Raw genomic sequence first — 24,432 nt, forward strand, 5'->3', positions numbered from 1 at the left:
TTCTAATAAAAAATGGCCATGAAATGCACTTCGATCCACCTTTAGAATCAGGAAAGCTCATTAAACGATATAAACGCTTCCTTGCCGATATCACAACGGCATCCGGAGAAGCGATCACCATTCACTGCGCGAATACCGGTGCAATGACTGGCTGCGCGGTTCCTGAATCAACCGTTTGGTACTCCACCTCAGATAATCCGAAAAGAAAGTACCCAAATAGTTGGGAGTTAACCCAAACTGATCGTGGTGACATGATTTGCGTGAATACCGCTCGAGCCAACACTCTTGCCGTAGAAGCCATCAACAATAATGTGATTGAAGAGCTAAAAGGTTATCAGACGCTGCGCACCGAAGTGAAATATGGTCAAGAAAACAGCAGAATCGATATTTTGTTGCAAGATAGTGAGCGCGTCGATTGCTACATTGAAGTAAAGAGTGTCACACTACTAGAAGAATCAGGGCAAGGGTATTTTCCAGACGCTCAAACGACAAGAGGTCAAAAACACCTCAGAGAGCTCACGGAAATGGCTCAATCTGGAAGCAGAGCCGTATTATTATTCGCTATTTTGCATTCAGGCATTGAAAAAGTCTCTGCCGCACACCATATAGATGCGAAATATTCACAATTACTTGAGCAAGCAAGGAAAGCTGGGGTTGAAGTACTTTGTTATAAAGCATCATTTTCAGAAAATGAGATGACGCTCTTATCTCGGGTCAATTACGAACAAAAGTGATGACACGTTCACAATGATAAGAACTTTAACAAACATCGTTTGCCACAAGCATTTCTTTTTGCTATAGATACCCGCCTTAAAATTAACTGTTCACACAGTTGACTAGGTTTAAGTAGGAGATGCTGTATGCCAGAATCAAAGAAAAAAGCGCTAGGCATCCTAGCCATTGCAGGGGTTGATCCTTACCAGGAAAAAGCCGGTGAAGAGTACATGTCACCAGCTCAAATGGATCATTTTAGAAAAATCTTGGGCGCTTGGCGCAACCAACTTAGGGAAGAAGTTGATCGTACTGTGCACCATATGCAAGACGAAGCGGCTAATTTCCCTGATCCGGTTGACCGAGCTTCTCAAGAAGAAGAGTTCAGCTTAGAGTTACGTAACCGTGACCGTGAACGTCGTTTAATTAAGAAAATCGAGAAAACGCTTAACAAGATAGAAGAAGACGACTTTGGCTTCTGTGAATCTTGTGGTGTTGAAATCGGTATTCGCCGCTTAGAAGCCCGTCCTACTGCCGATTTATGTATCGACTGTAAGACACTTGCAGAAATCAAAGAACGACAGATGCAAGGCTAATATAGCGATAAGAAGGGAGCAAACGCTCCCTTTTTTGATCATTCATGATGATCATATCAATGCAGCAATAACGCTCTACACTGTCTTTTAAAGAAAACTCTGTCTTTATAATAAACTATGTATATAGGTCGGTTATGTATATAGGTCGATTTGCGCCTTCTCCGTCGGGTCCCTTACACTTTGGCTCCCTTGTTGCCGCACTAGGCAGTTACTTTCAAGCGAAAGCCCAGTCAGGCCAATGGCTCGTTCGTATTGAGGATATTGACCCTCCACGTGAAATTGCTGGTGCTTCATCTCTCATTTTAAAAACGTTAGACGCGTACCAGTTAGGTTGGGATGGCGACGTGCTCTACCAAAGCTCACGCCTTGCCGCCTACCAGCAGCAAGTGGATGAATGGCTGTTATCAGATGATGCCTATCTGTGTGAGTGTACTCGTCGACAAATCAAAGAGACCGACGGCTTCTATCAAGGTACATGTCGCCATAAAGGCTTAATCGCAACCGGCAACCAAGCCGTTCGATTAAAGGTGAGACATCCAATAAGTGTGTTTAACGATCAACGCTATGGCTCGCTCGCTATCCCAGCAGGTCTAGTCCACGAAGACTTTATCATTAAACGTAGAGATGGGCTTTTTGCCTATAACTTAGCTGTTGTACTTGATGATATCTATCAAGGGGTAACCGAAGTAGTCAGAGGCGCTGATTTAATTGAACCTACCGGGCGACAAATTAGTCTCTATAAAACACTCGGTGCGACGCCGGTGAGTTACCTACATTTACCTCTTGCTATTGATGATAGCGGCAATAAACTGTCCAAACAGAACCACGCTGCGGGGATAGATTTAACAAACCCTACACCTACTTTAATGAATGCGATGCGTTTTCTTGGTTTCTCTTTAGATGACCATATGACAGACGCTACACCAGAAGAACTCCTCATGTGGGGAGTGAAAAATTGGCACTTGCAACAGCTATCCGATGCGCTCAAGATTAAACCGCCATTCTCAAATGATGCACTCTAGGCTATCATAAGCGGCAAAATTCAAGCGACAGGAACGAAACGTGGCGGATGAGCCGTCATTTTTTCTCACCTAAACTGCGTTAAGATTATGAATAAAATTGAAAATTCCGAAAATGTTCACGAGGTTTATGGTGACATTTCACTGCATGTCTATTCTCGCGAAGAACACACTGTCTCGCGTCAGAAAATCAGTGATAATGCGCTAAAAGTCCTCTATCGTCTGCACAATGCTGGCTATGAAGCCTATCTTGTGGGCGGTGGCGTACGTGATCTCTTGCTTGGCGAACAACCAAAAGACTTTGACATCGCCACCAATGCGACGCCAGAGCAGATTAAAACCTTATTCCGTAACTGCCGTTTAATCGGCCGCCGCTTCAGACTCGCCCACATCATGTTTGGCCGAGATATCATTGAAGTCGCGACGTTCCGTGGCCACCATCAAGAACAAGAGAAGAACGTTTCTCAACAAAGTAAAGATGGCATGCTATTGCGAGACAATGTTTACGGCAGTATTGACGAAGATGCGGAGCGCCGTGATTTCTCGATCAACGCGATGTATTACAACATTGGCGACTATGCGATTCACGATTACGCCGGTGGCATTGAAGATCTTGAAGATCGCATCATTCGCCTTATTGGCGAACCTGAAGTGCGTTACCGTGAAGATCCGGTACGTATGCTTCGTGCAACCCGCTTTGCCGCGAAACTCGATTTTGATATCGAAGAAGATACGGCCGCGCCAATTGAAGAATTAGCACCACTACTACGTGATATTCCGTCGGCTCGACTTTATGAAGAGTCGCTCAAGCTACTGCAAGCTGGCTGTGGTCTAGAAACGTATCATTTGATGCGCGAATACAACCTATTCCAACAACTATTCCCGATCATTGCCCCGCACTTAACATCGGACTATGCATCGAACACTGAACAAATGTTAGACCTCGTACTCGATGCCACCGATCAGCGCATCGAAGAAGGCAAACGAGTCAATCCAGCATTCATGTTTGCAGCCATGCTTTGGTATCCGATGATGGAACATGCCGTCAAACTTATGGCGAGCCAAAACCTATCTGACTACGATGCAGTAATGGAAGCCAGTAACATCATTTTGGACGAGCAGGTTAAATCGACGGCGATTCCAAGACGCCACACCGCGACGATTCGTGAAATATGGCAATTACAGCTTCGTCTTCCACGCCGCACAGGTAAACGTGCATACCGTCTAATGGAATTGAATAAGTTCCGCGCCGGTTACGATTTCCTAGAAATGCGTGGCGAGATAGAAGGTGGTGAAGTGGCTGAATTAGCCAGTTGGTGGAATACCTTCCAAACCGCCGGCCGCAATATGCGCCAAGCGATGGTGAATGATTTAGGCGGAGCGTCAACCAAGTCGGGTAACCGACGTCGTCGCAGCCCTAAGAGCAAAAAGCCGAAGAGCAGCCAATGATCACTTGTTATATTGCGATCGGCAGTAATCTGTCCGATCCCGTAGCACAAGCTTTGGACGCGATGGAAGCCCTAAAGTCACTGCCTAAGAGTACGGTTATTCATTGCTCGTCACTCTACAGCAGCACACCGATGGGGCCGGCAAATCAGCCTGATTACATTAATGCTGTTGTGAAAATACAAACCGAGTTAACGCCACTTGAACTACTTGATTGCACCCAAGCAATTGAGTTAGAGCAAGGACGGGTGCGTAAAGATGAACGATGGGGACCGAGAACACTCGATCTTGATCTTATTCTTTATGGCAATGAGGTGATCGATTCAGAGCGCTTAACCGTTCCTCACTATGGAATGAAAGAGAGAGAGTTTGTGCTCTATCCGCTTGCTGAAATCACACCTAATTTACAACTCCCTGATGGGACTGAGCTCACGAGCTTGCTTAAGCAAGTCGATCGTAATGGGCTGAGCGTTTGGCAAGCATAGCCAACGCCCAAGTAAGGATAAAAAATGAAAAAAATCACCATCAACGACCTAATCAAGTGGAAGCAGGAAGGTCGTAAATTTGCTACATCAACCGCATACGATGCTAGCTTTTCTGGGCTATTTGAAAGCCAAAACATGCCCGTATTACTCGTAGGCGATTCACTGGGCATGGTTTTGCAAGGCAAAACCGACACGTTACCCGTGACAGTTGAAGATATTGCTTACCATACTCGTAGCGTTCGCGCTGGCAGCCCGAATTGTCTACTGATGGCCGATATGCCATTTATGAGTTATGCCACACCAGAGCAAGCCTGCCAGAACGCCGCTCAATTAATGCGAGCCGGCGCCAACATGGTGAAACTCGAAGGTGGTGAATGGTTAATCGACACGGTTAAAATGTTAACTGAGCGAGCGGTACCTGTCTGCGCACACTTAGGTCTCACACCGCAAAGTGTCAATATTTTTGGTGGTTACAAAGTCCAAGGTCGCGATCAAAAGAATGCAGATCAAATGGTACGTGATGCATTAGCGTTGCAAGAAGCGGGCGCACAAATCGTCTTATTAGAATGTGTTCCACAAGAACTGGCTAAGCGCATTACGGAAGTGCTCGACGTTCCAGTTATTGGGATCGGCGCAGGTAATGTTACCGATGGGCAAATTCTTGTGATGCACGATATGTTCGGTATTTCTGCTAACTACATGCCAAAGTTCTCTAAAGACTTCTTAGCTGAAACCGGCGACATGCGTCTTGCCATTGCCAAATATATTGCCGACGTGGAAAGTGCCACTTTCCCAGATGACGCACACACGATTGCCTAGGGGGAATCATGCATACTTTTGCTGATATCGCAGAGTTAAGAGAACAAATCGCACTATTTAAGCGTGAGCAACGTCGAATTGCGTTTGTTCCAACCATGGGTAACCTTCACGAAGGTCACTTGACGCTGGTTCGCAAAGCGCGTGAGCAAGCCGATATCGTGGTGGCAAGTATTTTTGTCAATCCGATGCAGTTTGAGCGCGCGGATGATCTCAACAATTACCCTCGAACTCTAGAAGAGGACCTGAGTAAACTGAGCGCTGAAGGCGTGGACATAGTATTCACGCCTACGCCTGAAATCATGTACCCACAAGGTTTAGATAAGCAGACGTTTGTCGAAGTCCCGGGTATCTCTCAAATGCTAGAAGGCGCATCTCGTCCAGGTCACTTCCGTGGTGTTTCCACCATCGTAGCCAAGCTATTCAACATCGTTCAACCAGATGTGGCCTGCTTCGGTGAGAAAGATTATCAGCAACTTGCTCTTATTCGCCAAATGGTCACTGACCTTGCGATGAATATTGACATTATTGGTGTGCCTACTGTACGAGAGATGGATGGGCTTGCCATGAGTTCTCGCAACGGCTATTTAACGATGGACGAGCGCCAACGTGCACCTGTGCTTGCTAAAACGATGCGCTGGATCAGTAGCGCAATACGTGGCGGAAGAGATGATTACGCTTCAATAGTTGAAGATGCTAACGATCAATTACGCGCTGCTGATTTGCAACCTGATGAGATTTTCATCCGCGATGCACAAAGCCTGCAAGTCATTAGCGAAGACTCTACTCAAGCGGTGATTTTGATGTCCGCTTACCTGGGTCAAGCAAGATTGATCGATAACCAGGTGCTGGACTTAGCTCAAAGCAGTAATGAATCCGATGCTGAACCTAGTGCTTAGTGCTTAGTGCTACTAGCTTCTAGCTTCTAGCTTCTAAGTGAAAATAAAAAAACGCTCACGGAATGTGAGCGTTTTTTATTGATGCATCGAACGACTGACTCGCTCTTACTACCATAGCTAAACTTTGAATGACTTAATCTTACCGTCTAACTCCGCAGCGTTACTCTCCATCATTTCTGATGTTTCAAGCAGCTCCGTCACCACCACCACCGATGCTTCAACCAATTCTCTTACGTTAGTAAGGTTTTGACTCATCTCTTCTGCGACACTACTTTGCTGCCCTGCTGCGGTTGCAATTTGGAAGTTCATATCATTAATCTGATTCACTTGATCCACAATGCCATCGAGCTCGCTGCCTGCATTCGTCACCAATTCCACGCCATCGGCGGCTTCAACGACACTTTTCTCCATTAATTCAACCGCAGAGTTTGCACTCGACTGCAGGTGAGAAATCATATCTTGAATCTCGACCGTCGCTTGCTGAGTGCGCTGTGCTAAGTTACGGACTTCATCAGCAACGACAGCAAAGCCACGTCCAGCCTCACCGGCACGTGCCGCTTCAATCGCTGCATTCAACGCTAACAAGTTAGTTTGCTCTGAGATGCCTTGAATCGTACCTACGACACTACCAATAGATTCAACACGTTCTTCTACTTGATTAACCGCTGCTGCAGAAGCTGAGATATCGTTCGATAGCTCACTCATTTTGGTTACTGTCCCTTGTACAAAGCGCTGACCCGTTATCGCTTGTCCTGACGCCTGCTCAGTTAGCTGCGATGCATTCTGTGCATGATCTGCAACCGTTTGTACTGTTGACGTCATCTCACTCATTGCTGTCGCCAATTGATCAATTTCCTGAAACTCTTCTTGCGACGATTCTTTTGTTTCAGACATACTCAAGGTCATCACTTCGGTTAATGATGATAACTCCTGAGAAGTCATGACTTGTGTTTTGATCACATCTTGTAACTGTACTCGGGTGCGTTCTAGCTCTCTAGCCACATCACCATATTCATCCTTACAGTCCATATTAATTGGCACAGTCAGATCTTTGTCCGCCATACGCTTGATTGCAAGGTTCAAGTATTGAGTCTGTTTTAACATTATTTTTGCAGCGAAGAGTAATAACGTGACAAAAACGATAATCATAGCGATTGTTTGCCAAACCACCTGAACTAAGTAAGCTTCATAGTGCTCTTGCGCTACCGCCACATTCTGTGTCGCCGCAAGAAGAGAATCGTAAAACGTACTTGCATCCCAAAGTTGCTTTCCGATTAGAAGTAATGTGCTAAATACCATTAGCATCAACATCTTCGGTACGAGTCGAACATCGGTGATGAGTCGCTCCCAAGGCTTAAATGCCAGTGTTGTCATTATTCGTTCTCCATTATTTATTATATAGTTAGAGTATCCCTCTAACATTGACGCCAACATGACTCAATCACAAACGTGTTTCTCTTCGAGCCAAGTCATGCACGCAATAAAACTATTTAATTCGAGCTTCGTATGAAAGATGATGATATCAAAACTGAAACTAAGCCATTGAGTCTATTGTCCCTTTTCTTGTCATTTATGGCATTAATTGTGATATCCATCCTTCTTTTTGCACCGGTGAGTGCAAGCGGTCGTACTGTTCTTATCGGCCTCGACTTTATAATCTGTAGTCTATTTCTCTTGCAACTGACTGTGGATCTGATCCGCTCCACAGATCGAGTGCAATTTATGAAAACGCACTGGATAGACTTTGTCGCCAGCATCCCGCTTATCGAACCGCTGCGTTTTGCCCGAATATTCCATATCTTTCGCGTGATATTAGTCATCCGTTCTGGGGAAGCGATTCTTCAACAGCTTGCACGCAACCGACATGAAACCACTCTCGTGTCGATTTTGCTCGTGCTGCTTTTATTGATTACGGCAGGCGCAGGGATGATGCTCCTGGCGGAAAGCTCAGATCCTCGCGCCAATATTACTCATATCGGAGATGCCGTTTGGTGGGCGTTTGTTACGGTCTCGACCGTTGGCTATGGTGACCATTATCCCGTAACGGCTCTTGGAAAGGTGCTCGCCGCTGGGATTATTGTTTGTGGTGTCGGTCTGTTTGGTATGACATCAGGATTAATTACGTCTTTGCTTTCTTCTCCACGTTCTTCTGAAGAACGTCGCTCAAAACATATTGAAATCCAATTGCAGAAAATACTCAATCAGCAAGAAATCATGATGCACCGCATCGATCGGATTGAGAATAAATTGGAACATCGTGATAAATAAAAAGAGAGGCTGATTAGCGCCTCTCTTTCTTATCAGTGGGAGTCTGTTCGTTGCTTATGGCTGCCAGTAAGGTTCAACTTCCATACTGATTTGTCTGGTTTGCTCCATCGCATGCAAGATTGAGCTTTCCTGGCGGCTAAGCCATCGTCCAAGCTGTTCTTTTTCATCGCCTTCCAGACGCTCAATTAGCGCCTCTAAGAGCTCTAACATCAGTAGGTCATCAATGCCTTGTAGTAAGTCTGCCCACGGCAGCCTAAAGCTGTTACGCTCTTCTACGTCGAATAGAATAGCAAAGCCAACACCTGAGTACAGGTTACGCATTAATCGATACTGCTGTTCAAGGTAATCCTGGCGCGTCAGCAGTTTTTCTACAGGAAAGGCTTCAATTAACTCAGCCCAAGTTCGCGAAAGCTGATTCACCGCAAAAGGTTTTATTGGTTGTTGCATTTTCTCGCGAGCTTTTTCATCTAAGAACGGCTGCCAGCCCCTTGATAAGATCCAGCGGCTAAGATCAAGTAGTAGCCCTGCATAACGAGCCGAATGTATCAGTTTCAAGGTTTCTTCTCGATCGGGAAGCCCTGCTTGAATGCCTTTGAGTTCTGACACTAAGAATTTACGCGCATCAAGCTTTCTTAGTACATGCCCTTTATCTTCCAATAGCCCTTCTAGATGGTCATACCGTTTAAGCCAGGTTAACTCTTCTTCAAGCCACTTCAGCTCTTGACGCACAATCGCACTCGCACGGCGTGGAACAATGCCGCCATAGACGGTCAGAATTTGACGAATCAGGCTGATCGAATGGCTAATCTCATGCAGCGCTTCTATCGACTCGTGCTCAGTATAAATTTGTTCGTGATAATGCCAATGCTCTAACGCGTGCTCTAAAGAGTTAATAAAGCAGGCTTCAACCGTATCTGATTCAACAGTATCCACTAGCGCCAAAGGTTTAACTTTGTCACCTTCGTAGCCTTGTGCTAAACGATAGCCACGAGCCGCTTTACTAAGATTACCAAGCCGAATACCACCAGACTCACAAAATGAGCGAGCAAGCGTAAACAACGCGTCTGTTTGCCCCGATTTAAGTTCTAGTTCCACTTCGCAAATTGGATAACTACGCTCACCAGAAGATACCAGCCCCTGATCAAATGCCACTTCGACTTGACTACCATCAGGCATCCCAATAAGCCATTGCTCACGAGTAAAGTCTGTTGAAAAAATAGCCATAAGCTCTGACTGCAGTGTTTCTACATTTTTTCCTGCCGGGTAAATATCGATAGGGTGCAGAGTCAGATCGGGGTCATTCGAAGTGTGTTCGGCGTTAAATTCCGGACGTTGATGCAGCCCTGCGACAACTCGACCTGCTGTCTTCACCGTCTGTACAAAGACATCATCAAATCGGCGAATTCGTAGACCAATATCATGTTGGCGCAGCCAGTTGTCTGGAGTATCGAAGTAAGTGTTTCCTAACTCACGACAACTGTGCTGAAGTACTTTTGTTTCTGAGATTTTATTTCGTAAAGTTTCTGAAAAATCAGGTGAAACAAAAAACTTCAGTTCTATCTCGGTTTCCATAGTTATACCTTTCAAGGACACTGACAACAGGATATGGTCAATTCCCAAAATCGGCAAGTGACAAATATCACTCAATTCATGATCTAAAACAGTTTAAATCAGACTTTTAATGGGTTAACATGCGCGCCTTTATAGCCATCGCTCAACATTTCACCATGATATGGTGTATGTTTATTTCAGGTTATATTTTTTAGGTTAGACAACCATGCCAGTGAATACAATTATGGGGTTATTTGCAAAGTCCCCTATTAAACCTTTGCAACGCCACGTTGTGTGCGTAACAGAATGCTGCTCACATCTTGTCAATTTCTTTGAAACCAGTTTTCAAGGTGATTGGGAGAAAGCAGCCGAGATCCGTGCGCAGATTTCTCACCTAGAGAAAGAAGCGGATGTATTGAAACGTGAGATTCGCTTAAAGCTTCCTCGCGGATTGTTCTTGCCCGTAGACCGTAGCGATATGCTTGAGCTACTGACACAGCAAGACAAACTTGCCAACCTAGCAAAAGACATTGCAGGCCGTGTATACGGTCGACAACTTGTCATCCCTACCCCGATGCAAGATAACTTCATCGCCTATGTAAAACGTTGTCTCGATGCAGCGAATCAAGCTCAAAAAGTAATTAATGAGTTGGATGAGCTACTAGAAACAGGGTTTAAAGGTCGTGAGGTAACACTTGTAGCCGAAATGATTCATCAGCTCGATATCATCGAAGATGATACCGACGCGATGCAGATTCAACTTCGCCAACAACTCATGGCGATTGAGCATGATCACAACCCAATTGATATCATGTTCCTTTATAAGATTCTAGAATGGATCGGTGGCATTGCAGATCAAGCTCAGCGCGTTGGTGCTCGTCTTGAACTCATGCTTTCGCGGTCTTAAATCATACGTTAACTAAGTAACAAAGAGCGAAATTGATATTAGGCGCTGTCTACAATGCTTAAGTATTGCCTGCGTCTTAAAACTGCTCCGCTTGTTATGAAACAAAACTAGGTATTACAATGGATATTCTTGCAAACCACGGCACTATCCTAATTATTGTTGCGGCATTATTCGGTTTCCTAATGGCTATCGGTATTGGTGCAAATGATGTTGCCAATGCAATGGGTACTTCTGTTGGCTCTAAAGCTTTAACAGTTAAGCAAGCAATCATCATTGCGATGATCTTCGAATTTGCCGGTGCGTATCTTGCGGGCGGTGAAGTAACCGATACTATCCGCAAAGGCGTTATTGATACTTCCCTATTTGTCCATCAACCTGACGTTTTAGTCTATGGCATGATGTCTGCACTACTTGCTGCAGGTACGTGGCTATTGCTTGCGTCATATATGGGTTGGCCGGTCTCGACAACGCACTCTATTATCGGTGCAATCATTGGTTTCGCTTGTATTTCTGTCGGTACAGAAGCAGTGGACTGGGGCTCAGTAAAAGGTATCGTGGGTAGCTGGGTGGTGACGCCTGTCATTTCCGGTTTCTTTGCCTACCTGATTTTTGTTAGTGCACAACGATTAATTTTTGATACAGAAAAACCACTTTTGAATGCTAAGCGCTTCGTGCCGGTTTATATGTTCATTACAACTATGGTGATTGCACTAGTAACCATTAAAAAAGGCTTGAAACACGTTGGTTTACACCTTTCTAATGGTGAAGCATGGTTCTGGGCTGCGATCGTTTCGTCTGCAGTAATGGTAGCTGGCTACCTATATATCTATCGCAAGTTTGCTAACCGTGAAGAAGATCATGGCTTTAGTGGTGTGGAAGGTATCTTCAGCGTGCTAATGGTGATTACCGCTTGTGCGATGGCATTTGCACACGGCTCTAACGACGTAGCGAATGCGATTGGTCCTCTTTCTGCTGTTGTCTCTACGGTTGAGCATATGGGCGAAATTACCACAAAGAGCTCTATCGCATGGTGGATTCTTCCACTCGGTGGTTTTGGTATTGTGGTTGGTCTTGCGACTATGGGTCATAAAGTCATGGCTACCGTGGGTACAGGTATTACAGAATTAACGCCAAGCCGAGGCTTTGCGGCGCAGTTAGCAACCGCTTGTACTGTGGTTCTAGCGTCGGGCACAGGCTTGCCAATCTCAACCACACAAACATTGGTTGGTGCGGTATTAGGTGTTGGTTTTGCCCGAGGTATCGGCGCCCTTAACCTAGGTGTTGTTCGCAACATCGTCGCATCTTGGATTGTTACGCTGCCTGCTGGTGCATTACTTGCTGTTGTGTTCTTCTACGCAATTCAAGCATCATTTGCTGGTTAACGCGCACAAGCTATAAAGTCAGGGAGATGTGAACCTCACGTCATATTTGACTCAAATGCAAATAAAGGGAGGCTTAGCCTCCCTTCTTAGTTGCACCACGTACAGAAAATTCATACTATTTGCCCATTCTTAAAAGTTTACAATTTGAGTGTGTCTGCGTAAGACAATGGTCGACGCACACTATCATTAATCCCCATTGAAAGACTGAAGGGACTTATCGTGAAAAAACTGATCAGCATGATCTTGGTATCAATGTTTGTAGTACCTGCCGCATTCGCTCAGGAACGCTATATTGCCGACAAACTATTTACTTACATCCACTCTGGACCGAGTAACGAATATCGCATTGTTGGCAGCATCAATGCTGGTGACAAAGTGAAGCTACTGTCAACAAATCGCAGCTCAGGCTTTTCTCAGGTGCTAGACGCACGAGGACGTAAAGGCTGGGTAGAAACGAAGTTTGTTACTACGCAAGAAAGCATGGCGGTACGTTTACCTCGTCTTGAAAAAGAGCTAACAGAAGTAAAAAGTCAACTTGCCAATGCCCGTGAAACCGCAGATAGCGAACAAGAGGGCTTAGCCAGTTCTTTGGATGCGCGTAACAAGCAGATCGCAGAGCTAGAACAAAGTTACTCAGACATTAATCACCAATTAACCACGTCTCAAACAGAGATTCGTGAGTTAAGAGCCAAGCTCGATACACAAAAAGAAGACCTACTACTTAAGTACTTCATGTACGGCGGTGGTGTGGCAGGTATCGGATTGCTATTAGGCTTAATTCTGCCGCATATCATTCCACGCCGTCGCAAGAGTCCAAACGGCTGGAAATAGTATTCTAAGAATAAAAAAACCGCCTTTCGGCGGTTTTTTTTATTTCTCTATTCGTCATTTAGTCATCATTGAAGTTGAATAGCGACTCCATGTTGAGACCTTGCTTGATCAAAATATCTCTCAGACGACGTAACCCTTCCACCTGAATCTGTCGAACACGTTCACGTGTTAGACATATCTCTCGACCCACTTCTTCTAACGTTGACGGTTCATAACCTAGCAAACCAAAACGTCGTGCTAACACTTCTTTTTGTTTTGGGTTGAGTTCATCAAGCCAGTGGATAAGCGACGCTTTAATGTCATCGTCTTGTGTCGATACTTCAGGATCTGAATGCATAGAGTCTGGAATAATATCTAATAGCGCCTTCTCGCCGTCACCACCTATAGGGGTATCCACTGAGCTAATACGCTCGTTGAGGCGAAGCATTTTAGACACATCACTCACCGGCTTATCAAGTTGATGAGCGATTTCTTCTGCAGTGGGTTCATGATCAAGCTTTTGAGACAATTCACGTGCGGTTCGCAAATAGATGTTCAGCTCTTTCACCACATGGATGGGCAGACGAATTGTACGCGTTTGATTCATTAACGCACGTTCTATCGTTTGTCGAATCCACCATGTCGCATAAGTTGAAAAACGGAAGCCACGTTCAGGATCAAACTTTTCTACCGCACGAATAAGCCCTAAGTTTCCCTCTTCGATAAGATCGAGTAGAGCGAGTCCGCGGTTGCTATAGCGACGGGAAATTTTAACAACAAGTCGAAGGTTACTTTCAATCATGCGTTTTCGAGCCGCTTCATCACCTTTCAGCGCACGTCTCGCATAGAGAACTTCTTCTTCGGCAGTTAAGAGTGGAGAGAAACCGATTTCGCCTAAATACAATTGCGTTGCATCCAAGCTTTTAGCTGAGGCGTCGAACTGTTCTTTGTCTTCCTTTTTAGTCTTTGCTTCGCTTTTCGTTCGTGTGTTACCCACCACTTCTAATTCATTTTCAACATTGAAATCTTCGTTTTTGGTTACTGCATTGCTGATACCCATAGCGCCTCCCCCTGGCGAGTTAGCAAAACATGACTACTTAACTATGTCGCTAACCTATCCTGATCATGTCAATTAATATGCAATTAGCATTGGAACATTATTACGGTAAATAGCGCTTTGGATTCACTGATTTACCTTGGTAACGTATTTCAAAGTGTAATCTGACACTGTTAGAGCCTGAACTGCCCATCGTTGCAATTTTTTGACCAGATTTAACGCTCTGTCCTTCCGATACCAGTAACCGATCGTTATGAGCATAAGCACTGAGGTAACTATCATTATGTTTGACGATAACTAGGTTACCGTACCCTCTAAGTGCGTTGCCCGAATACACCACGGTTCCTCCTGCAGTGGCAACAATTGCTTGTCCTCGTTGACCAGCAATGTCGATACCTTTATTTCCTTGGTCCCCTACAGAGAAGTTCTTTATCACTCGACCTTTTGTCGGCCAAACCCAACTTGATACTTTGGCGCTAGTAGCTGGTGTTGTTGTCTTAGGTTTACTTGCTACCGTTTTTTGCTTTGCCGTATTGGGTTTTGTGTTATTAACATTTTGTTTACCTTTAGGATCACCATACTCTTTTGCTTTAGATTGTTCAACCTTCTTGTTGGCTGTTTTTTGGGCACTCTTACTTGTTGAACTCGCCGGCTTTTTCGCTGCGGGTTTAGGTTTTGGGGATGCAGTGGAGGCCGCGGCTGTTGTGGCGGCGGCTTCGCCGGCACCTGAACCAGCATAAGAAGGTGGTGAGTATGCACTCCGCCATAAATTAAGGCGGTCACCGGGATGAATGGTGTAAGGAGCCTGCAAATTATTTAACCTAATCAGCTCCTTAACATCTTTATTGGTCACATAAGAGATAAAGTACAAGGTGTCCCCTTTTTGTACCTCGTAGAAGCTACCTCGATAGCTTCCTCTTGAGACACTTTCGTACTTTCCTCCTAAATCTGAGACAGGCGCACGTGAGTAGCCCGTGCACCCTGCAAGCACACTCGTTAGGGATAATACCCAGATTGCTCGTCTCAACATCGTTCGCATTTACGCAAGCTCACCCGCAATCAAAGGAACAAACCTCACCAATTCAATCATTTCCGTTATAAAGTCATCTCCGTTACGGGTGATTTTTAGTAGCTGTTGATCATTCTCCCCAACAGGGATCACCAGTCGCCCCCCTTCTGTCAGCTGTAACAATAGGGCATCTGGCACTGACGCGGCCGCCGCAGTCACGATTATCGCATCGAACGGTCCTTTCGCTTGCCACCCTTGCCAACCATCACCGTGTTTGGTCGAGACATTATAAATATCTAAGCGCTTTAGGCGCCTTTTCGCCTCCCATTGCAGTGCTTTAATACGCTCAACGGAACAAACATGCTCGACCAATTGTGCCAAGACTGCGGTCTGATACCCTGAGCCTGTACCAATTTCGAGCACTTTCGTCTCTCTCGTTAGGCTCAATAGCTCTGTCATTTTTGCAACAATATATGGTTGGGAGATCGTCTGCCCACTGCCGATTGGCAGTGCGTTATTATCGTATGCTTGATGAATCATCGCCTGGGATACAAACTGTTCGCGTGGCACTTGAAGAATCGCGTGCAATACGCGTTCATCTTCAATACCGTGTCCCTGTAAGAATTCAACTAATCTCGCTGCTTGCGGATTCATTGATTAATCTCTCCCTGCTATCCATTTTTTCATCGCACAAATCGAATCATGAGCGGTTAAGTCAACCTGCAAAGGGGTCACCGATATCTTGCCATGTTCGATGGCGAAAAAGTCCGTCCCTTCCCCAGCATCTTGCTCTTTGCCGGGAGGACCAAGCCAATAGATGTCATGACCTCTTGGGTCTTTTTGCTTAATCATACTCTCAGCATGATGTCTGGCACCTAACCGGGTCACTTGCATCTCATCCAATTCAATCAAAGACCTATCTGGGATATTGATGTTGAGTAGGCGATTCGTTGGAACGGATTGAGCTAAATGACGCTCAACCATTTGCTTTGCTATGCGTGCGGCCGCCGCAAAGTTATCGCGACCCACGAGACTAAATGCCATCGACTGAACACCAAGGAAGTGCCCTTCCATTGCCGCCGCAACCGTTCCCGAATAAAGTACATCATCACCGAGATTCGCGCCGTGATTAATACCGGACAATACCAAGTCTGGCATTTCATCGCACATCAATTCATTCAGGGCAAAATGCACACAATCTGTCGGCGTACCCTGAACAGAAAACACGTTTTTTTCAATCTCATTAACTCGCAACGGTTGCTCCAACGTTAAAGAGTTGGAGGCACCAGAACGATTTCGATCAGGGGCGACAATCACTACGTTGGCAATATCTTGAAGCGCTTTTGCCAACGTGCGTATCCCTTCAGCATGAACGCCATCATCATTGCTGATCAGTATTTTTGGTTTGCTTGCTTTAGTTTTATTCATTTAAATCAAAATTGTCTTTCTACTTCTTCTAACACTGCGATCTCTCGCAGGATTGAGGTTGCAAAACTGCCTGACTCTAAGAAAAATCGCAGTTGCAAAGCATCGCCATCAACGCTGATGTCTAGCTGCTGAGGCACTAAGCTAACATCACGACGATCGTGGCGCATTCTATTGCCTCTAATTAACAACATGAGATCCGGCTCACTATCCAAGTGGCGCTGCTCAAGTGCGAGAGCCTCTTCTTGAGTAGGTAAAGCGTTGTCCCCAGCTAATGCGCCGGTGATCGCCGTTTTATTCGCTAGTATGTTGTCATAGTTACTGTCGTTAACAACAACCGATTGACCCTCTACTGTCACAATATCACCAAGTAATACTCGGTCTAAGCATTGTTGCTCAATACGCTCAGAAACAATTTGGTTAAAGATCCAAGAACGAGCCGCCGACAAATACAAGCTTCGTTTGTTTTGGTTTCGAGTACGTACATTGTCTCGTCCCCAACGTCTTGCTTCTTCGACATTATTACCGTCATGACCAAAGCGCTGCTGACCAAAGTAGTTAGGCACACCCGCAATCTTGATCGCTTCAGCTCTCACCAGTGCTGACTCAAGATCGGTGACTTCAGTCAGTTGAATTTCAAAGTCATTACCCACTAAGTCACCTGGGCGCAATTTTTTGTTGTGCCACGTGGTCTCAATAATTTCAATGCTTGGGTAGGTCGCTAAGAAATGGGTAAAATCAGGCACATTTTTCTTAGGTAGATGAATACTCAACCACTGTTCAGTCACAGCATGACGGTCCTTAAGCCCCGCCCAACCGATATCTTTAGACTTAACGCCAAACAGCTTAGCAAGCTCATTAGCAACAAAGCTGGTATTTTCACCGCTTTTGCGAATGCGTACCATAAAATGCTCACCTTCTCCGGCAAGCTCATAACCAAGCACTTCTTTAACGATAAAATCTTCATTGCGTGCTTTAAATTTTGCGGTACTGGTTGGTTTGCCGTATTGATACGCCAAGCCATCGATAATATTTGTCATTACTAATGCCTACTAGGACAAGGATTTTGTGATTAATACCACAGCTTCTGTGGCAATGCCTTCTTTACGTCCTGTAAAGCCAAGTCGTTCCGTCGTTGTTGCTTTTACATTGACGTTTTCAATATCGGTCTCAAGATCGGCGGCGATGACCTGACACATTTGTTCAATATAGGGGGCCATTTTAGGGGCTTGCGCTATGATGGTCACGTCTGCATTGACAAGTTCATACCCCTTAGCACGAACTTTTGCATACACATCTCGCAATAATGCTCGACTATCTGCACCTTTCCATTCTGCATCCGTATCAGGGAAATGACGCCCTATATCACCAGCGGCGATAGCACCGAGTAACGCATCGCACAGCGCATGCAGTGCAACATCCCCATCAGAGTGAGCAAGCAGTCCTTGCTCGTAGGGAATAGAGACACCACCGATAATAACAGGCCCATCACCACCAAATTTATGTACATCAAAACCGTGGCCGATTCTCATCTATGCTCTTCCTCTCTTAATAAATAAAACTCTGCTAACGCTAAATCTTCTGGGCGAGTCACTTTTATATTATCACCGCGCCCTTCCACCAGCTTAGGACTTTGCCCTACACGCTCAATAGCCGACGCTTCATCAGTGATCATCGCGTCATTTTTCAGCGCATCACTCAAGGCTGAGTGTAAAACCTGCACACTAAACAACTGTGGTGTTAGTGCATGCCACAACCCGTTGCGATCCTCAGTATGAGCAATAGTACTTTCCGCATTGGCTCTTTTCATCGTATCTTTTACAGGCATCGCTAGGATTCCACCTACGCTATTTGGGACGACCTGTTGAATGAGTGTAGTAATATCATCCAAACAGACGCAAGGCCTGGCGGCGTCATGAACTAAGCACCAAGCCTCTGGCTCGGCTGATTGCACCCAGTTCAATGCAGATAATACAGAATCCGCTCGCTCCTTCCCGCCACTCACACGTTGTACGTCTGGGTGACTCGCGATGGCAAGCGTCGGATAATAAGGATCGTTTTCACTTACCGCGACGATCACCTTGCTCACGCGGGGATGCGCCAATAACTTCGTGACCGTATGCTCTAAAATTGTTTTACCAAGTATTGGGAGGTATTGTTTTGGTTTATCTGCCTGCATTCTGCTACCAACACCAGCTGCGGGGACAATAGCAATTATGGGGGGGAGTGTGGCTATCACTGGTTTTCCTCACCTATGATGCGATAGAAGGTTTCACCATCTTGGATCAACCCCAGTTCATGTCGAGCTCGCTCTTCAATGGCATCAAGTCCTTGGCGAAGATCATCTATTTCAGCAAACATCTCATCATTGCGAGTTTGCAGGCTACCGTTGACCTGTTGCTGAACTTTAATGTCACTCTCAACCTGATTAAAATCGACAACGCCATTTTTTCCAAACCACAAGACATATTGTAGCCACGAAAAAACCACGAGTAGTGCGAGAGTAAAGATGCGCATAAACTGGAACGTTCCATCGAAAAAATTAATCCTTTATATACCACAGTTTACACTTTGAAATAAGCGAAGACGAACTTGTTCACCGCTTCCAGTCAATTTTAATGAATCCTGACACAACTAAGTCACCTGCATCGACATTTCGGCGAGCGCATTCTTCAGTGCATTCGACATGAGTATCTGTTGATTAAACTGAATACCAATCAACGAACCTGCCCCTTGCTTCTTGATACTCACCACCTCACACGTAAGACTGCCGGGTAAAAAGCGATTTAGCGCCGTCTCTACCTTAACTTCAAGGCCTTTGCAGAAGTCATGCGACTGCTCTGTATAAATGCCACATCCTGAGACAGAGAAGTCGATAACTTGACCGTCAATATTTGCCTGACCAAACGAAACATTGCATGGCAACGCCAGTTTGTACCGCGAATGCTCACGTATTGGCTTAGATACCACTCGTTCCGGTATCGATAAGTACAACTGTTTGCACACAACGTCTGAAAACGCCATCCAGTGGCATTTAAACGCAATAACATGCCCAAAGCTGCTGTCCGTTAACCCCCGTACCACTAACTCTTTATCGACCAGCTGGTTTAACAAATCATCATCAATCCCAGACACATCTACCGAGATAAACCGCTCCATTTTATAACCGATCAGTATGGAGGCGATGCCTTTGATCTGATCGCTGCCATTGATAGATAAACTTAGCCTCATTCCAGGCTTCAGATATCGATAATAATCTTGTGGTTTGCTTAATGTCTGTCCCATAAATAGCCTCCACCGACAGAAGTAACAAGCTAATTACATCGTAATTACCTTGTGTTTGCAAACACTTACCTATAACCCCAAAAGATACAAACTCTTACAAATTACATAATTGAAAATAATAATAGATATCATTAGCATTCGACTGACCAATATAAGCAGTGGCACAGCAGAACAAATAACTAACTAAAACCAATTGCTACAACTAATGCAAATAAGAGAAGCCTGACATGAAATTAGCACCAACAACCATTTGTAGTGCAGTGGCGCTAGCACTTAGTGCTTCCCCACTTTACGCTTCAGAACAACCTCATCCATCAACAGCTGCAACGAGCACTGATGAGACCATGACGGTTCATGCCCAAAGTTTTGATGATTATAAAGTCGACAGTGCAAACGGTGCGATGCGTACTGATACGACAATGCTAGAAACACCGCAATCTGTTAGCGTTATTCCCGAAATTGTCTTGGACGAGCAATTAGCCACCACGCTTGGCGAAGCCCTTCAAAATGACGCTAGTGTCAGCGCAGGTACTCAGAAGTGGAACCGAGAAGTGTTTTACTTGCGTGGTTTTGAGCTTTCTTCAACCAATGGCTATATGAGAAATGGCCATTCATTGTTTACGCATTATATGCTGCCAATCGAAACACTAGAACGTATTGAAGTTATTAAAGGCCCATCTAGCCTTCTTTACGGGAATGCTGCGCCTGGCGGCCTAATTAACATGGTCTCTAAAAAGCCGACCTACAATTCTATGGTCAATGTCGGCACTGATTTCGACGACTTGGGCAGCACTCGTTATCATATTGATGCTTCAGGAAAGCTGAATGAATCGGGGTCAATACGTGGTCGTACCGTATTAGTAAAACAAGACAGTGTAGAAAACCGCACATACTCTACTAGGCAAGAGCGAGAACGAGATCGCTTCCTTGGGTATGGCGTCGTTGAAGCAGACCTGTCTGATTGGGGCCTGCTGTCGGTAAACTATGAAAAAACGCAAGATAATGCGCCACTTGATTCGGGATCTTGGCTTGATACAAGTGGCAACCGAATTGGTAACCGTGAAACGATTCGTGATGCTCACTGGTCGTTTATCCACAACGATGTTGAGAATATCGGTGCGGACCTCACCGTTTACATCAATAACGACTGGGAGGCGAAGCTTAGTTATAACTCACAAGAAATGACTCGCCACCGCTACGACTCATCACCTAAAACGACCGATCAGACCATTATCGATGGTAGCTACACGCTCGACCCATTTGATCGTCACGACACTTGGAAAACACAAGCATTCCACCTTGATCTCCACGGCGACTTCACGGCGCTCAATGCCGATCACAAAGTACTCTTTGGCACCAACGGTCAGTTCTATGACTATGAACAGCGAAGAGTGAGTGGCAGCACAATCAACGTTAACCCGGGGGATATTCCGACCAACCCTGGACTTGACTATAATCAAGCGACATCAACCTATACCGACAATAATCACTTCTATGGTTTCTACGCTCAAGATTTGATCACCTTAAATGATCAGTGGCAAGTCTTACTCGGAGGCCGCTACGACATGTACTTTGCCGATGGTGCTAATGCCCAAGATGACGTAATAAAAGGCGCCAATGATAGCCAATCGTTCTCTCCCAAAGCCGGCGTTATTTTCCACCCAAGCTACAACGGCAGTATTTACGCCAATTATTCAGAAAGCTTTACTCCCGTTTCGAATGTGGTCAACGATGACAATTCAATTACAGAACGAAAGCCTGAAAAAAGTCGCCAATACGAAATGGGAACCAAATGGGAACTCATGGATAATCGCCTACTACTAACAGGTGCTGTATTTGATATTGAGAAAGAAAACATCAGTATCACGGAAAACGGTATTACCACGCAAAATGGTATTCAGCGCCACCAAGGCGTAGAGGCCGGTGCTCAAGGCCAGTTATCCGAAAAATGGTTCGTCATGGCATCAAGCATGTTCTTAGACGCGAACTTTGACAAGCACGACGAGTATCAAGATAAACGTCCTGCTAACGTTCCTGAGTGGAGTGGCTCAGCATGGGCTCGTTACTCACTGACAGAGAAAACTGCGCTTAACCTTGGTGTATTCTATGAAGGTGAACGTTGGGCAGACAATGCTAATACCGTTAAACTCGACGGCTATACCCGTGTTGACACCGGTGCATCGCATAAAATCAGTAGCGACTATGTCACGTGGGACTTTAGATTTAATATTGAGAATCTGTTCGATACTGAATATGTAGCAGGCACAGGTGGTAGCGTTAGTCACGATGTGGTGAGCGATGTGCACTATGGTAACGAACGCCGATTCAAACTGTCAGTCAACGCAACGTTCTAATACCCACTTCTTCTCAAAGGAGCGCTGCGGCGCTCCTTTTTTCCCTTTTTCCCTTTTTCCAACACTACTCTATGCACCCAACCAGTCTCATGGCTGAGAAATCAATAATAAACATTAACTTAGACCAAACAAAAAGGTGTGCATCACGGTTGTGATGAAAGCACTATGATAGAAACCCTGCAAAACGATAACTCTAACCGTCGCTTTAAGATTAAGTAACGAGTTGGTCTGAGTAGGATATTGGCAGTGACAGATTTAACATACCATCAAGCGACCGGGCTATTTCACCACTTCCCTGGTTTTCTTTCCATTCACGATGCCAAACATAATTATCTTTACCTAAACGACAACTTTACACATTGGCTCAAACAGTATACCCAGATCAACCCACTTGGAATGAATGCGATCGAATTGGCTCAACAGGTTCCAGACAATGTCGCTCATATGCTCCAACAATGCCATGATGCGAGCATAGAATATCTAGAGGTTGGTGAATGCGTTCCCAAGATCATCCCTTTTAAAACGCCTTTAGGGACACAGTACTATAACGTACTGAAATTTAAAGTTCAGATTGAAGATAAGCTGTACATCTACACCACCAGCTTCGACGTAACTAAATTACACCAAGAAGCCAAATTCTTCGAAAAAAAAGCCTATACCGACCCGCTGACAAAGTTGCACAACCTTGCTTATCTGAGTTCTATCCAGTGGCAAGAAGGAATGTGCGTGGTCGTAGACTTAGACAACTTTAAACAGGTCAATGATGAGATGGGACACAGTGAAGGGGATCGAGTGCTAACGAAATTTGCCCACTGCTTACGACGTTCATTTAGTGGTACCGATAAGCTTATTCGATACGGAGGAGATGAGTTTATCATTCTTACCTCAACTCGTGATGATACGTCACTGCAGCTAGCGCTCAGCAAGTTAGAAAAAACGTTCAAACAGCGTCTTAACCAATACCAAAACCTCGCTTACAGCGTTGGGGTCTCCTCTTTTCATCACAACTTGCGAACAACACTTAAGCAAGCCGATAGAAATATGTACCACAATAAGCATCAGCGAAAAGCACGCTCAATCAATGATGAGATTTAAATCATAACAATAGAGATAGAGATAGAGATAGCAATGAATCTAGCATTGCTATCTCCTAGTATTTACCAAATCAATGACTAGGGTTAACCTTCTTGACTCCTGGCAAGCGCAGAGAAATAACGGTTGTGACGAGTAAAAAAGCAAACGAAACCCAAAGACACGCCGCTAAGCCCGATACCTGATAAATCCACCCAGATAAAATCGTTCCAATGAGTCTACCCATCGCATTGGCCATGTAGTAAAAACCCACATCCATGGATACACCGTCCCCTTTCGCATAGCTCACAATTAGGTAACTATGTAAGGAAGAGTTCACGGCAAAAACAGCACCAAAGAGCAGCAATCCCGCGACAATCACAAACTGAGGATGCCATTCATTTTGCACGCCCAACGCGACTAACCCGGTGACAACCGCTAACGCGAGTACCCACCAAAACGCCGCTGCACCATCTGGAACCTGTCCTTTAGATTTACCCGTAATCTTAGGAGCAAACCCTTGTACAAACCCGTAAGCGATCACCCATAAAGCAAGAAATCCCCCGACCCAAGTATGGTTCCAACCAAATACCGAACCTAAATAAATCGGTAGCGCAACGACAAACCAAACGTCCCTTGCGCCGAATAAGAACAATCGAGCCGCCGATAAAATATTAATGCTCTCAGATTTAGAAAAAATCTGTTTAAATTTGGGCTTAGATTTCGCTTTGCCGAGATCGTTCTCCAAATACGTGACACTGCCAATAAATACCAACGCCAACACACCGGCCATAGCCATTACCGAATACTGGAACCCCAACACCGATAACAACACTCCGCCAATAAAGAATCCAGCCCCTTTTAGCGCATTTTTAGACCCAGTCAGAATGGCTATCCATTTGTACAATGCACCTTGCTGTTCATCAGGAACCAGTGTCTTAATCGCACTTTTAGCGCTCATTTTGTTGAGATCTTTGGCTATTCCCGACAAGGCTTGCGCCGCCATTACCCAAGGGATGGTTAAAGCAACACTTGGCACCGCTAACATCAACAAAGCCACAATCTGCATACCAAGGCCAATGTTCATGGTGCGATTGAGACCAAGCCGGGCACCGAGCCATCCTCCTACCAGATTTGTCACTACGCCAAAAAACTCATAAAAAAGGAACAAAGACGCAATGGCAAGCGTGCTATAACCGAGATCATGGAAATACAGCACGACTAACATCCGTAGCGCACCATCCGTAATGGTAAAATTCCAGTAGTTAAAGGTGACCAACATGTACTGACGTACACTTTTACTTAAATTAGACAACATGGCTTTGGCCTAACATAGACAGA

25 protein-coding genes are annotated in these 24,432 nt (G+C 45.2%); 13 read left to right on the forward strand and 12 right to left on the reverse strand.

Translation table 11 applies throughout. The annotated features are described in order from the left end of the window. The first annotated feature begins 23 nt into the window (after positions 1-23). From sfsA to panC, 7 genes are all read left to right on the forward strand, one after another. Positions 24-734 carry a DNA/RNA nuclease SfsA gene (gene sfsA, locus M9196_RS01565; RefSeq protein WP_250615775.1) on the forward strand — a complete coding sequence of 237 codons (711 nt, stop codon included), beginning with the start codon at positions 24-26 and terminating at the stop codon, positions 732-734. A gap of 126 nt (positions 735-860) precedes the next feature. Next, positions 861-1,307, forward strand: coding sequence for an RNA polymerase-binding protein DksA (gene dksA / locus M9196_RS01570; protein ID WP_250615776.1), 447 nt, complete (start codon positions 861-863; stop codon positions 1,305-1,307). A 134-nt stretch (positions 1,308-1,441) separates the two neighbouring features. Then, the gene (gene gluQRS, locus M9196_RS01575; RefSeq protein WP_250615777.1) at positions 1,442-2,329 is read left to right on the forward strand and encodes a tRNA glutamyl-Q(34) synthetase GluQRS; all 888 of its coding nucleotides are present in this window, start codon (positions 1,442-1,444) and stop codon (positions 2,327-2,329) included. Between the two features lie 87 nt (positions 2,330-2,416). Continuing rightward, positions 2,417-3,775, forward strand: coding sequence for a polynucleotide adenylyltransferase PcnB (gene pcnB, locus M9196_RS01580; RefSeq protein WP_250615778.1), 1,359 nt, complete (start codon positions 2,417-2,419; stop codon positions 3,773-3,775). Then, positions 3,772-4,257 carry a 2-amino-4-hydroxy-6-hydroxymethyldihydropteridine diphosphokinase gene (gene folK / locus M9196_RS01585; protein WP_250615779.1) on the forward strand — a complete coding sequence of 162 codons (486 nt, stop codon included), beginning with the start codon at positions 3,772-3,774 and terminating at the stop codon, positions 4,255-4,257. The genes pcnB and folK overlap by 4 nt, the downstream gene beginning before the upstream one ends. A 24-nt stretch (positions 4,258-4,281) precedes the next feature. Beyond that, positions 4,282-5,076, forward strand: a complete 795-nt coding sequence (gene panB, locus M9196_RS01590) for a 3-methyl-2-oxobutanoate hydroxymethyltransferase (RefSeq protein WP_250615780.1) — start codon at positions 4,282-4,284, stop codon at positions 5,074-5,076. Between the two features lie 8 nt (positions 5,077-5,084). Further along, a complete protein-coding gene (panC, locus tag M9196_RS01595; RefSeq protein WP_250615781.1) occupies positions 5,085-5,972 on the forward strand; it encodes a pantoate--beta-alanine ligase in 888 nt (295 codons plus the stop codon). A gap of 117 nt (positions 5,973-6,089) precedes the next feature. Here panC and M9196_RS01600 read toward each other — a convergent pair whose 3' ends face one another. Continuing rightward, positions 6,090-7,346: a methyl-accepting chemotaxis protein gene (locus M9196_RS01600; protein ID WP_250615782.1), complete on the reverse strand. Its 1,257-nt coding sequence runs from the start codon at positions 7,344-7,346 to the stop codon at positions 6,090-6,092. Between the two features lie 132 nt (positions 7,347-7,478). On the opposite strand from M9196_RS01600, the gene M9196_RS01605 reads away from it, so the two are divergent. Further along, the gene (locus M9196_RS01605; RefSeq protein WP_406707601.1) at positions 7,479-8,240 is read left to right on the forward strand and encodes a potassium channel family protein; all 762 of its coding nucleotides are present in this window, start codon (positions 7,479-7,481) and stop codon (positions 8,238-8,240) included. A 54-nt stretch (positions 8,241-8,294) separates the two neighbouring features. Here M9196_RS01605 and M9196_RS01610 read toward each other — a convergent pair whose 3' ends face one another. Then, positions 8,295-9,812, reverse strand: coding sequence for a CYTH and CHAD domain-containing protein (locus tag M9196_RS01610; protein ID WP_250615783.1), 1,518 nt, complete (start codon positions 9,810-9,812; stop codon positions 8,295-8,297). Between the two features lie 205 nt (positions 9,813-10,017). Between M9196_RS01610 and M9196_RS01615 the strand changes: the two genes are divergently transcribed. From M9196_RS01615 to M9196_RS01625, 3 genes are all read left to right on the forward strand, one after another. After that, the gene (locus tag M9196_RS01615; protein ID WP_250615784.1) at positions 10,018-10,698 is read left to right on the forward strand and encodes a TIGR00153 family protein; all 681 of its coding nucleotides are present in this window, start codon (positions 10,018-10,020) and stop codon (positions 10,696-10,698) included. A 119-nt stretch (positions 10,699-10,817) separates the two neighbouring features. Beyond that, positions 10,818-12,080, forward strand: a complete 1,263-nt coding sequence (locus M9196_RS01620; RefSeq protein WP_250615785.1) for an inorganic phosphate transporter — start codon at positions 10,818-10,820, stop codon at positions 12,078-12,080. 219 nt (positions 12,081-12,299) lie between these two features. Continuing rightward, positions 12,300-12,911 carry a TIGR04211 family SH3 domain-containing protein gene (locus M9196_RS01625; protein WP_250615786.1) on the forward strand — a complete coding sequence of 204 codons (612 nt, stop codon included), beginning with the start codon at positions 12,300-12,302 and terminating at the stop codon, positions 12,909-12,911. A 58-nt stretch (positions 12,912-12,969) separates the two neighbouring features. Here the strand turns inward: M9196_RS01625 and rpoS are convergent, their stop codons facing one another. The 9 genes from rpoS to M9196_RS01670 form a co-directional block, all read right to left on the reverse strand. Beyond that, positions 12,970-13,950: an RNA polymerase sigma factor RpoS gene (gene rpoS / locus M9196_RS01630; protein WP_250615787.1), complete on the reverse strand. Its 981-nt coding sequence runs from the start codon at positions 13,948-13,950 to the stop codon at positions 12,970-12,972. Positions 13,951-14,050: 100 nt separating this feature from the next. Beyond that, entirely contained in the window at positions 14,051-14,986 is a 936-nt protein-coding gene (nlpD, locus tag M9196_RS01635) for a murein hydrolase activator NlpD (protein WP_250615788.1), read from the reverse strand. After that, complete coding sequence (locus tag M9196_RS01640; RefSeq protein ID WP_250615789.1) at positions 14,987-15,610, reverse strand: protein-L-isoaspartate(D-aspartate) O-methyltransferase; 624 nt, start codon at positions 15,608-15,610, stop codon at positions 14,987-14,989. It lies immediately after the preceding gene. Between the two features lie 3 nt (positions 15,611-15,613). Next, a complete protein-coding gene (gene surE, locus M9196_RS01645; RefSeq protein WP_250615790.1) occupies positions 15,614-16,384 on the reverse strand; it encodes a 5'/3'-nucleotidase SurE in 771 nt (256 codons plus the stop codon). 5 nt (positions 16,385-16,389) lie between these two features. After that, the gene (gene truD / locus M9196_RS01650) at positions 16,390-17,421 is read right to left on the reverse strand and encodes a tRNA pseudouridine(13) synthase TruD (RefSeq protein WP_250615791.1); all 1,032 of its coding nucleotides are present in this window, start codon (positions 17,419-17,421) and stop codon (positions 16,390-16,392) included. Positions 17,422-17,433: 12 nt separating this feature from the next. Next, complete coding sequence (gene ispF, locus M9196_RS01655) at positions 17,434-17,913, reverse strand: 2-C-methyl-D-erythritol 2,4-cyclodiphosphate synthase (protein ID WP_250615792.1); 480 nt, start codon at positions 17,911-17,913, stop codon at positions 17,434-17,436. Further along, positions 17,910-18,620: a 2-C-methyl-D-erythritol 4-phosphate cytidylyltransferase gene (gene ispD, locus M9196_RS01660; protein WP_406707602.1), complete on the reverse strand. Its 711-nt coding sequence runs from the start codon at positions 18,618-18,620 to the stop codon at positions 17,910-17,912. The genes ispF and ispD overlap by 4 nt, the downstream gene beginning before the upstream one ends. Further along, positions 18,617-18,898 (reverse strand): cell division protein FtsB, encoded by a 282-nt coding sequence (ftsB, locus tag M9196_RS01665; protein WP_250615793.1) that lies wholly within the window; start codon positions 18,896-18,898, stop codon positions 18,617-18,619. The genes ispD and ftsB overlap by 4 nt, the downstream gene beginning before the upstream one ends. Positions 18,899-19,015: 117 nt before the next feature. After that, the gene (locus M9196_RS01670) at positions 19,016-19,666 is read right to left on the reverse strand and encodes a PilZ domain-containing protein (protein ID WP_250615794.1); all 651 of its coding nucleotides are present in this window, start codon (positions 19,664-19,666) and stop codon (positions 19,016-19,018) included. Positions 19,667-19,893: 227 nt separating this feature from the next. Here M9196_RS01670 and M9196_RS01675 point away from each other — a divergent pair, with 227 nt between their 5' ends. Then, the gene (locus tag M9196_RS01675) at positions 19,894-22,020 is read left to right on the forward strand and encodes a TonB-dependent siderophore receptor (protein ID WP_250615795.1); all 2,127 of its coding nucleotides are present in this window, start codon (positions 19,894-19,896) and stop codon (positions 22,018-22,020) included. A 246-nt stretch (positions 22,021-22,266) separates the two neighbouring features. Continuing rightward, complete coding sequence (locus M9196_RS01680; protein WP_250615796.1) at positions 22,267-23,115, forward strand: GGDEF domain-containing protein; 849 nt, start codon at positions 22,267-22,269, stop codon at positions 23,113-23,115. A 70-nt stretch (positions 23,116-23,185) separates the two neighbouring features. Here the strand turns inward: M9196_RS01680 and arsJ are convergent, their stop codons facing one another. Then, on the reverse strand, positions 23,186-24,409 hold the full coding sequence (arsJ, locus tag M9196_RS01685) for an organoarsenical effux MFS transporter ArsJ (protein WP_250615797.1): 1,224 nt from the start codon (positions 24,407-24,409) through the stop codon (positions 23,186-23,188). Positions 24,410-24,432 lie beyond the last annotated feature (23 nt).

It is taken from the genome of Vibrio methylphosphonaticus (assembly GCF_023634655.1).
Classification (GTDB): Bacteria; Pseudomonadota; Gammaproteobacteria; order Enterobacterales; family Vibrionaceae; genus Vibrio; species Vibrio methylphosphonaticus.